Origin of the sequence: Paenarthrobacter aromaticivorans (assembly GCF_019038615.1) — a bacterium.
GTDB classification, from domain to species: domain Bacteria; phylum Actinomycetota; class Actinomycetes; order Actinomycetales; family Micrococcaceae; genus Arthrobacter; species Arthrobacter aromaticivorans.
The window spans coordinates 186,810-196,774 of the sequence record NZ_JAHOPC010000010.1; the positions used below are offsets into that span (position 1 = coordinate 186,810).

Consider the following 9,965-nt stretch of genomic DNA (forward strand, 5'->3'; position numbering starts at 1 on the left):
ATGGCTGAATGCAGTTTTGGAGACGTCAGATGCGGCATCGGAAATGCCGTCTCCGATCTGACTGACGACGCCATCGGGAATCTAGCGAAGGCCATCATGGAGGGCATGAGTCAGATGGTGACGACTCTGTCCACCTTCTGGGTGTCGATGCCCGCTGTGAACCTCGCAAGCGCGGACGGCTCAACAGCTAGTCCTATTGTTTCTGCGGTAAATAGTGAATTGATGCCGTGGACCTTGGCCCTCGCAGTCCTCGCCGTCATTCTTGGTGGCATTCGCTTGATTTGGGAGCAGCGCGGGGCTCCCCTTAAGGACCTGCTACGTTCCCTCATCACCCTGACCTTGGTCACCGGGCTGGGCTTGGGCGTCATCTCGATTCTGGTGATCGCGGCCGATGCCTTTTCTGCCGAAATCATCGAGCGTTCCACCAACGGGCAAGGATTCGCCGAATCCCTGAAGATCCTGGTGATGACAAACCAGACCGGCGTCGGAGTCTTCATCCTGATCGTCCTGGGCTTGATCGGCCTGATTGCCTCCCTCGTCCAAGTCGTGCTCATGGTCGTCCGAAGTGGCATGTTGGTGATCCTGGCGGGCATCCTGCCTACCACGGCCGCGTTCACGAATACGGAGATGGGTAGGCAGTGGTTCCAGAAAGCTGTGGGCTGGACCATTGCTTTCATCCTCTACAAACCAGCCGCTGCCATCGTGTACTCCGTTGCGTTCCTGCTCATGGGCAACAGCGGAGGTCAGAACGCTTTGATCGGTTCGATCACAGGTTTCACGTTGATGGTTGTGGCCCTGTTTGCGCTGCCTGCGCTGATGCGGTTTGTGACACCGATGGTCGGGGCGGTTGCCTCCGGCGGGGGTGCCGGGGCAGGCGCAGCTGTCGGGGCCATTGCCACAGGTGCAGTGTCCCTTGGCCGTGGTGGCAGCGGCAGGGGCAACGCCTCACCGACGCCTGCATCCTCAACGAGCACGCAAAGCACGCAACCTGGCGGTTCTCCGAGGGGCAGTGAGGGACCAGCCGGTCCCCGTGGCGGAGGCGGCCAACCCACTCCAAGCACCACCGGCCCTGACGGAGCCGCCGGCACTGCAGCAGCAGCCAAGGCAGGCACGGCAGGTGCAGGAACAACCGCTGGAACCGCAGGAGCGGCAACTGGTGCCGGCGGCGGTGCCGCGGCAGCCGGTGGGGGAGCTGCGGCAGCTGGCCCTGCCGGTGTGGCTGTAGCTACAGGGGCAAAGCTGGCGTCCGGGACGTCGCAGGCAATCGAAAAGACCGCGCAGGATTCAACGGGGGAGGGCCCTAGTGGCAGCAATTAGCACCGAATATAAAGAACCGTCGTACGGCAACTGGCGCGTGCCGCGCTCGGCAGGGCTTGCTAACCTCGGCGCGATCGGCACCGCGATTGTCTTTATTGGGCTGTTGCTGGGCATTGTGAGTTTCGCTATTTGGGGCCTGTTCGTTGGCCTGGGCGTCCTTGCCTTTGCCGGGGTCAGCGCACTGTTGCTGACAGTCAAGGACAAGCATGGCCAGTCCATCGTTGACCGCTTCGGTACCCGGATGGCCTTCAACCTCTCCAGGTCCTCCGGGACCAACCTTTACCGGTCTGGCCCGCTCGGAGTGACCGAATGGGGAATGTTCCAGCTCCCGGGGTTGGCTGCGAAGTCGGCCTTGTACGAGTTCACGGATTCCTACAGGCGCCCGTTCGCCCTGCTGCACGTTCCCACCACCAGTCACTTCACGGTGATCTTCTCCACCGAACCTGACGGGGCATCGTTGGTGGACCCGGAGCAGGTCGATGCGTGGGTCGCGAATTGGGGCGGTTGGCTCGCCGGGCTGGCCGATGAGGCCGGGCTGGACGCCGCAGCCGTTACGGTCGAGACCGCCCCGGATTCGGGGTACCGGCTCCGGAATGAAGTGCTGATGAATATCGATCCCGACGCGCCCGCGTTCGCGAGGAAGATGCTGAACGAGGTCGTGGGGACCTACCCGGAAGGATCGGCCACGGTCCGGGCCTGGGTGTCCCTGACGTTCAACTCCGCGATCCGGGCCGGGGCCAAGAAGCGGTCCCCGGAAGATGTTGCCCGCGACCTGGCCTCCCGTATCCCCGGCCTGTCCGCACGGTTGCAGTCCACTGGGGCCGGTATCGCCCGGCCCATGTCCGCCCAGGAGCTGTGCGAGGTCGTGCGGATCGCCTACGATCCGCCGGCGGCGCTGATCATTGATGAGGCCCACGCGGCCGGTTCCCCGGTGTGCCTGAACTGGGCCGAGGTGGGCCCCACCGCGACGCAGGCCAGCTGGGACGACTACCGGCACGACAGCGCGTTCTCGGTCTCCTGGACCATGACCGGCGCCCCGCGTGGCTCGGTGAACTCCTCGGTCTTGTCCCGGTTGCTGGCCCCGCACGGTGACATTGACCGCAAGCGGGTTTCCCTGTTGTACCGGCCGATGGATTCGGCCCGTGCTGCTGCCGTGGTCGAGCGGGATCAGAACAACGCCAATGTCCGTATCACCTCCGGCACGCGCCCGTCCGCCCGCGCCCTGGTTGATGCCCGGTCAGCGGCGCAGACTGCGCAGGAAGAAGCCCAGGGTGCCGGGTTGGTGAACTTCGGCATGGTGGTCACGGCCACCGTGACCGACGTCGAACGCCTCCCGGACGCTGTAGCTGCGGTGGAGCAGACTTCCGGCACCGCCCGGGTGTTGCTGCGCCGTGCGTACGGATCACAGGACACCGCGTTCGCGGCGTCCCTGCCCCTGGGTCTGGTGCTGCCGAAGCACAGCATGGTCCCGTCCGAGATTAAGGACGCTCTCTAATGGCCCGGATCACACTCTTCGCCCGTCTCTCCAAGCACGCCACCAGCCCGGCGAGGTCCGTCCCGAGGAAGGCTGAGAAGCAGCCTCGCGAGGCCGGGCCGGGTGCCCGGGGCTGGCCCGGTCGCGGCGGTGGCATGGCCCGGCTCGTCCCGTCCGTGAAGGAATACCGGGGAACGACGGTTCAGGTCTGCGGGCTGTGGCCGTTCTCTTCCGGTGCGTCCTCGCCCATGATCGGTGTCCCGGTCGGACGGCATGAGGAAACACAGGCCACGGTCTGCTGCGATCCGATCAGCTGGTTCCAGCGGGCCCGCCTGATTTCGAACCCCTCGGCGTTCATCCTGGGCAAGCCCGGACTGGGGAAGTCCACGGTCGTGCGGCGGATGTTCATCGGACTCTCCGCACAAGGTGTTCACCCCCTGATCCTCGGTGATCTCAAGGGCGAGCACGTCAAAGCCGTCAGGGCACTCGGCGGGCAGGTCATCCGTCTCGGCCGCGGTGTCGGGTATTTGAACATCCTTGACCCGGGCCAGGCTGTCGAAGCCGCCCAGCTGCTGGAGGACAGCGGTCACCACGAGGACGCAGCACGGGTCCGGGCCGACGCGCATGGGCGCCGTCTGACGATGGTGGTTTCGCTGATCACGATCAGCCGGAATAACCCGCCCACCGATCAGGAACAGACGATCCTGGACCGCGCGTTGCGGGTCCTTGATGACCGTTTCGATGGCGTCCCGGTGCTGAAGGACCTTCTGGAGGTAATCGTGTCCGCGCCCGAGGAGCTGCGGCAAGTCGCGCTGGACCGGGGTGACATGAACATCTACCTGCAGGAAACAAGAGCTTTGGAAGCCACGCTGTTGGGTCTGACCGGGGGTGGGAAGCTGGGAGAAATCTTCTCCCGCCAGACCAGCGAGCCCATGGTCCGTGACCGGGCCGTGGTCTTCGATGTTTCTAGCATTGATGAGACCGAAACGGACCTGCAGGCCGCTATTCTGCTCGCGTGCTGGTCTTACGGTTTCGGCACCGTTAACGTCGCCAACGTCCTCGCCGATGCCGGTCTTGAACCTCGGCGGAATTACTTCGTGGTCCTTGACGAGTTGTGGCGGGCGCTGCGTGCCGGTAAAGGCATGGTGGACCGGGTGGACGCCCTGACCCGGTTGAACCGCTCCGTGGGCGTCGGGCAGATCATGATTTCCCACACTATGTCCGACCTGCTGGCCTTGCCGGCAGAAGAGGACCGGATGAAAGCGCGTGGCTTCGTCGAACGCTCCGGCATGGTCATCTGCGGCGGTCTGCCGGCTTCGGAGATGCCGCTGTTGACCTCCGCTTTTCCGCTGTCGCGGCAGGAGCAGCAGAAACTCATCGGCTGGCAGGACCCGCCCGCCTGGGACTCACGCGGTGTCGACGTCGAACCCCCGGGCCGGGGAAAGTTCCTGATCAAGGTCGGCGGCCGCCCCGGGATCCCCGTCCAGGTCGGACTCACTTCCTTGGAGACAGGCCCGGAAGGCGTCAATGACACCGATGGCAAGTGGCATTCCGCTCCGGAGACCCTGCTGGAACCGGCAGCACCGGTCCTGCCACTGGATGGAGGCGCACTGTGAGCGCACCAAACCGTAAAGGAATCGGCGTGGGCGATGCCCTGCTGGTCTGGTTGGCCATTGGCTTCATCGTCGTTTTCGGTGGCGGCACCTACGCCGCGGTGCACCTCGGGTCGTGGACGGCCGGCATCGACGCCCCACCAGCCCACCCCATTGATCTGGTCGCCGGGCTGGTCAAAGGAAAGGTGCCGTGGCCCACCGAGGCGACGGTCGCAGTCTGCCTGATGGCCGGTGTGGTGCTGGCGCTGGCCATCGTGGTTTTCGTGGCTTGGAGGAAGGGTGCGTCAAAGCGCGCCCGCGTTGACAAGGCCGCCCGCTACCTTGGCCGGGGTAAGTCGCTGGCTGCCTTCTCCGAGAAGGGGGCCAAGGCTACGGCCGAGCGCCTGGGTGTTACGGATACTCCGGGCATCGTTGTGGGGAAGGTCGTTGCCACGGGGCAGAAGTTCATCCAGTCCTGGGAAGACCTGAGCCTGGATATCTGGGGACCCCGGACGGGTAAGTCCACCTCACGGGTCATGCCGGCCATTCTTGACGCGCCAGGTGCTGTGGTCTCGACCTCGAACAAGCGCGACGTCGTGGACGGCACACGCGGTGTCCGCGAGAACACCGCCCCGGTGTGGGTGTTCGATCCGCAGAAGATCGCCCAGGAAGAACCGGACTGGTGGTGGAACCCGCTCTCCTACGTCACCGACGAAGAGAAAGCCTACAAACTCACCCAGCACTTCGCGGTCGGCTCCCGTGTACCAGGGTCCAAGCCCGATGCGTACTTTGATCCCAAGGCCGAGGACATCCTGTCCTCGTACTTCCTCGCCGCCGCGCTCGGAGACCTGCCCATCACCCAGGTGTACGTCTGGGTGACGGAACAGGTTAGCCAGGAACCCATTGAGATCCTTCGGGAGCATGAGTACGAGCTGCAGTACAAGGGCCTTGAATCCACGCTGAAGCTGGCCGATAAGCAGCGCGACGGGATCTTCGGCACGGCCGAGAAGATGATCCAGTGCCTCAAGAGCCGGAACACGCTGCGGTGGGTCGCTCCGGCCGGCGGGGCCACGGTGGCCACGGATGCCCGCCGCCAGTTCAACCCGCATGCCTTCGCCGCCTCGCAGGAGACGATCTACATCCTTTCCAAGGAAGGCGCCGGCTCAGCCGCGCCACTGACCACCGCGCTGACGGTGGCCATTGCCGAGGCGATGGAGGAACGTGCCGAGCGCAGCGGCGGACGCCTTCCCACGCCCGCGCTGTTCGCTCTCGATGAGCTGGCCAACGTCGTCCGCTGGGCCGGGCTGCCGGACCAGTTCAGCCACTACGGCTCCAAAGGCCTGATCGTCATGGGGATCCTGCAGTCCTGGTCCCAAGGCGTCGAACTCTGGGGAGAGGCCAACATGCGCAAAATTTGGTCAGCTGCGAACGTCAAAGTCTACGGCGGCGGCGTGGCAGAAGAAGGCTTCCTCCGCGCACTCTCAGACCTCATCGGCGACTACAGCTACATCAACGTCTCCGCATCCACCGGGAAAACCGGGTCCAGCCGTTCCAGGCAAGAGGGCAAGGAACGCATCTTCGACGTCTCCAACCTCGCCGAACTGGACCGCGGCCGCGCCGTCATCCTCGCCTCCGGCGCGCCAGCCACGCTCGTCCGGACCATGCCCTGGTACACCGGCCCCCACAAAGACGCCGTCGAAGCCTCCATCACGAAATACAGCCCACGCCCGGAACAACCCCCAACACCGGTTACCGCGGCATCGGCTAATCCCTGGGTGACCGGGTAAGAGAACCCAACTCATGAGTATCAACATCGGACGCTTCAGCGACACCACAGAACCCACCCCCGAAGAACAGCCCGGGATGGTCAGCGAAGGGCAGAAGCCACCGGAGCTCGTTTACGGCTCAGCCGAAGAGTTCCTCCACGAACAACTCCTGCCCACCTATGTCAGGGACGTCGATGGCCGCGCCGCGAAATGGTGCACCGAATGGTACTTCCACCCAGAAGCCGTCTCCCGCATCGAGGCGCTCTGGCGGGCCTGGGAACACCTAAGGCTCGACGGCGCCACAGGCATCAGCGTCTGGTTCAGGGACCACGCCGACCACCACATGAACGTCCTCATGGACCCCCGAGGCCCGTTCTACAAATGCGACATGCAAAAACACCGCGACCCCGAACACCTCGAACCCCGCAAAGCACCCGAGGGCTGGTTCCCCGATGTAAGGGCTATTCGATCATGAGCCGGGACTGCAGCTGCCTGCATTGAACGCTCCTCGGATCCAGGCGCAGCGGCGGGAACCTCGCTCCTATCAGTGCCCCGAACCAGGCAAATGATACGAACGGCTCATAGTGCAACAGGCTGTTGCACTATTGACCGCCCATCCCAGCGATCGCTTCGAACACTGACGTATCGATGTCAAGAGTCAGGGCGCGCCCGTCGAAGCCATGCGAATCTCAATTGTCCAGACAGTCTCTGGACAATTGATCTTGAGCGTCCTTTGGTTCCCGCGAGGGGGTGCATGATGGACTCGCGTGAATTGGGCCTGCCCTCGGCTTTTCTAGATCTTCTCGAGGATTGGAAGGCAACAGTCAAGGCTTGGACCACGGCGCTCCGGACAGTTAACACCCAGCTCATCGAGCTTTACTGGGCGATCGGTCAAGGGGTTCGGCGGCAGCAGGAACAGGAGGGCGGGGGGAGCGGAGTTATCAAACGACTCTCCGAGGACCTCCGCCAAGAGTTCCCTGACATGAAGGGCCTCTCGCCCGAAACATCCAGCCGGGACAACTTCCGCCGCGATGTGGCCCGACAGGGCACATCATGGTTCCTGCTCGATAAGAAACTCGGGCCGCAAGCCAAGAAGGCCTACACTGCGGCGGCCGTGGAATACGGATGGTCCCGCAACGTGCTCCTGAACATGATAATGAACACGACCTTGGAACGCACAGGAAGGCCCCGTCGAACTTTGCGCAGCAGGTTGCTGCGCAATCTTGCGGAAGTCTGCCTGGATTCCGGCCTTGGACCAATTGTCCAAAGTGCTTTGGACAATTTGATTCCGCTGGTGCCGGGGCCGGCTGGATCGGCTGCTCTCAATTGTCCAAAGCACTTTGGACAATTTGAGAGCACCGGCTGGGCTGGGGGCTGTCGGAGGCAGCGGCTAAGGTAGGTGCGTGCCCACGATCGAACCTGAACTGCCCAGCGGCTATGCCGGAATGCTCGTCTCCCTCAAGGAGTTGGTCACTTCGGCGCAGCTGCGCGCACAGGAGGCCGCGAGCAACGCCATGGTTGAAATGTACTGGGAGATCGGCTCCACGATCCTGCAGCGCCAGGCGGCCCAGCCTTGGGGGACCAAGATTCTGCAGCGCCTTGCAGCCGACCTGAAATCCGCCTTTCCGCACATGCGCGGGTTCTCCCGCTCAAACCTGTTTTACATGAGGGCATTCGCGGCAGTTTGGGACTTGTCGGATCCATCAGTGCGGAACCGCGTTAACGGGCTGCCCTGGGGTCACATCATCGAGCTGCTCAAGCTGAAGGACCCGATGATCCGTGACTGGTACGCAGAACGGGCCGTCGAGCATAAATGGCGGCTGGAAGTACTTGAGCACCAAATCACGACCGGGCTGCACCGTAGAGTCGGGGCTGCTCCGAATAATCTCGAAGAACGCCTGTCCGAGGATGGGGCGGCACTGGCCCGGAGTGTCGCCAAGGATCCTTTGGTCTTCGACTTCCTCGGCCTGACCAAGGAAGTCGAAGAATTGGCCATGGAGGAGGCCATGACCCAGCGGATGTCCCAGACATTGGCTGAGTTCGGTCGAGGGTTCGCCTTCTATGGCCGGCAGTTCCACCTCGATGTCCAGGGTGAGGACTTCTACATTGACCTTCTCCTCGTACACGTGCCGACCAATCGTTTCGTGGTCGTGGAGCTGAAGTCCGGCAAGTTCAGGCCTGAGCATCTTGGACAGCTGAATTTTTACGTAGCGGCAGTCAACGACCTGGTGAAGTTCCCGGGGATGGCCCCTACGGTCGGGATCCTCGTGTGTGGTTCCAAGCATGAGCCGACAGTAAGGTACGCATTGGACGGGTCGTCCCAGCCCGTCGCTGTTAGTTCCTATACCTACGACTCCCTTCCTCCGGAGGAACGGGCGGCACTGCCGTCCCCGGAGGCAATTACTGCAGCTCTTGAGCAGGGAACAGTGTCGGACTCCAGTGGCGATGACTGAAACGGAATACCCAAAGTTATGAGATGAAGTCTTTGATGCACCGTTCGGTGGCGTCCGCGCCACATTGGAAAATACGCCGTCTTGGATGAGCCGGGAGGCATGAGTGTGCCGCAAGGTGGATTCGTTGCGTCTTCGTCATGCTATTGATAAGGCGGGAGCGACCGCCCCAACGCCGATAAGCGCCCATATGTCGTGCTGTAGTCTGCGCATCCCTCCCCGGACCAAACGCGCGAATTTGAGGGTGGGATCGCGAATTCGCAAGGAGGGGGTTGAATTAATGGAATGGTTGCATTCTCACGCCCCTCGTATCAGTCCCTCCTATTGCGGCTGTTTGCCAAAAAAGATAATGGAGAGGACTTTGAGCTGTACACGGGAACTGGTTTCTTGGTCAGGGGACAGGGAAGTCCGGACTCGCCCTACTACTTGATCACTAATCGCCACATTCTCTCCGGCAGGACAGCTGCTGGCGGCCACATCGCCAAATATGCGGCGACTCCTACTGAAATCCGCATCACGCACAATATGCAAGGTCCGATGTGGCAGCTTGGAGACTTCGTGGAGATTTCCCAACCCCTTCACGACGCGTCAGGGCTTCCCCTCTGGTTCGAACACGAAGATGGGATCGTGGTTGACGTTGCTGCGTTGCCCATCACAGAATTTGACGCTGGCCATCACAAAAATGCGACGTTCTTCCCCTATGAACGCCGGAAACCTGGCGAACCCATGCCAGAGCTTAGGCCGTCCGACACTGTGCAAATCGTGGGTTTCCCATTTGGCCAGACATCATACAAGTCCCTTGCGATTTGGACGACCGGCTCTATAGCTTCCGAGCCATCGGTCGGCTACGGCGGTTACCGCCGCTTTTTGGTAGATGCCCGGACTCGAGACGGGCAATCTGGCTCCCCAGTCATTGTCCACACCACCGCGAACCATCCACCTTTGACATTCACAGACGGCAGCACGAGATCCTACCCCGGCAGGTCGTATCTTCTTGGAGTCTATTCGGGACGTATATCCAGGGGTAGAGACGAGTCTGATATCGGAATCGTGTGGAAGGTCCGAATAATTTCGGAGATTATCAAGGTACGGTGCCGAAGGCCCGTGCCATCCGAGACCGAGTACCGGGACGAGATCCTCTAACAGAGGATTCACGATGTCAGATTGAAATCCAAGAGTCCGACCATGGCCTGCCAATAAACGGGTTCATCCACCCTAGATTGACAGGGTTACGCACCCCAACCTGACGTCAGGTTGGGGTGTAGTTCATCCGGCAACGGCGAGATGCAGAGTATTGATTGGCTAGAGAACTTTGCGAACCACCGTTTCGAATTCTGTGATGTTGTCCTCTGCCAGCGAGGAAGCG

8 protein-coding genes are annotated in these 9,965 nt (G+C 62.2%); all 8 read left to right on the forward strand.

Annotated features, from left to right (window positions below; all coding sequences use genetic code 11):
• The 8 genes from KSW38_RS16465 to KSW38_RS16500 all read left to right on the forward strand — a co-directional run bounded on the left by KSW38_RS16465 (nucleotide 1) and on the right by KSW38_RS16500 (nucleotide 9,742).
• Nucleotides 1–1,317: a type IV secretion system protein gene (locus KSW38_RS16465; RefSeq protein WP_216925998.1), complete on the forward strand. Its 1,317-nt coding sequence runs from the start codon at nucleotides 1–3 to the stop codon at nucleotides 1,315–1,317.
• On the forward strand, nucleotides 1,304–2,812 hold the full coding sequence (locus KSW38_RS16470) for an SCO6880 family protein (protein ID WP_216925999.1): 1,509 nt from the start codon (nucleotides 1,304–1,306) through the stop codon (nucleotides 2,810–2,812). The genes KSW38_RS16465 and KSW38_RS16470 overlap by 14 nt, the downstream gene beginning before the upstream one ends.
• Nucleotides 2,812–4,407, forward strand: a complete 1,596-nt coding sequence (locus KSW38_RS16475) for an ATP/GTP-binding protein (protein ID WP_216926000.1) — start codon at nucleotides 2,812–2,814, stop codon at nucleotides 4,405–4,407. Before KSW38_RS16470 ends, KSW38_RS16475 begins: the two co-directional genes overlap by 1 nt.
• Nucleotides 4,404–6,170 carry a type IV secretory system conjugative DNA transfer family protein gene (locus tag KSW38_RS16480; protein WP_216926001.1) on the forward strand — a complete coding sequence of 589 codons (1,767 nt, stop codon included), beginning with the start codon at nucleotides 4,404–4,406 and terminating at the stop codon, nucleotides 6,168–6,170. The genes KSW38_RS16475 and KSW38_RS16480 overlap by 4 nt, the downstream gene beginning before the upstream one ends.
• A gap of 13 nt (nucleotides 6,171–6,183) precedes the next feature.
• Nucleotides 6,184–6,624: a DUF4913 domain-containing protein gene (locus tag KSW38_RS16485; RefSeq protein ID WP_216926002.1), complete on the forward strand. Its 441-nt coding sequence runs from the start codon at nucleotides 6,184–6,186 to the stop codon at nucleotides 6,622–6,624.
• A 279-nt stretch (nucleotides 6,625–6,903) separates the two neighbouring features.
• A complete protein-coding gene (locus tag KSW38_RS16490) occupies nucleotides 6,904–7,548 on the forward strand; it encodes a DUF1016 N-terminal domain-containing protein (RefSeq protein WP_216926003.1) in 645 nt (214 codons plus the stop codon).
• Nucleotides 7,549–7,552: 4 nt separating this feature from the next.
• Nucleotides 7,553–8,602 carry a PDDEXK nuclease domain-containing protein gene (locus KSW38_RS16495; RefSeq protein WP_308169406.1) on the forward strand — a complete coding sequence of 350 codons (1,050 nt, stop codon included), beginning with the start codon at nucleotides 7,553–7,555 and terminating at the stop codon, nucleotides 8,600–8,602.
• A gap of 282 nt (nucleotides 8,603–8,884) precedes the next feature.
• Nucleotides 8,885–9,742 (forward strand): S1 family peptidase, encoded by an 858-nt coding sequence (locus KSW38_RS16500; protein WP_216926004.1) that lies wholly within the window; start codon nucleotides 8,885–8,887, stop codon nucleotides 9,740–9,742.
• Nucleotides 9,743–9,965 lie beyond the last annotated feature (223 nt).

Coding starts and splice junctions, on each gene's coding strand:
- KSW38_RS16465 (WP_216925998.1), top strand. CDS start 1: ATGGCTGAATGCAGTTTTGGAGACGTCAGATGCGGCATCGGAAATGCC.
- KSW38_RS16475 (WP_216926000.1), top strand. CDS start 2,812: ATGGCCCGGATCACACTCTTCGCCCGTCTCTCCAAGCACGCCACCAGC.
- KSW38_RS16485 (WP_216926002.1), top strand. CDS start 6,184: ATGAGTATCAACATCGGACGCTTCAGCGACACCACAGAACCCACCCCC.
- KSW38_RS16490 (WP_216926003.1), top strand. CDS start 6,904: ATGATGGACTCGCGTGAATTGGGCCTGCCCTCGGCTTTTCTAGATCTT.
- KSW38_RS16500 (WP_216926004.1), top strand. CDS start 8,885: ATGGTTGCATTCTCACGCCCCTCGTATCAGTCCCTCCTATTGCGGCTG.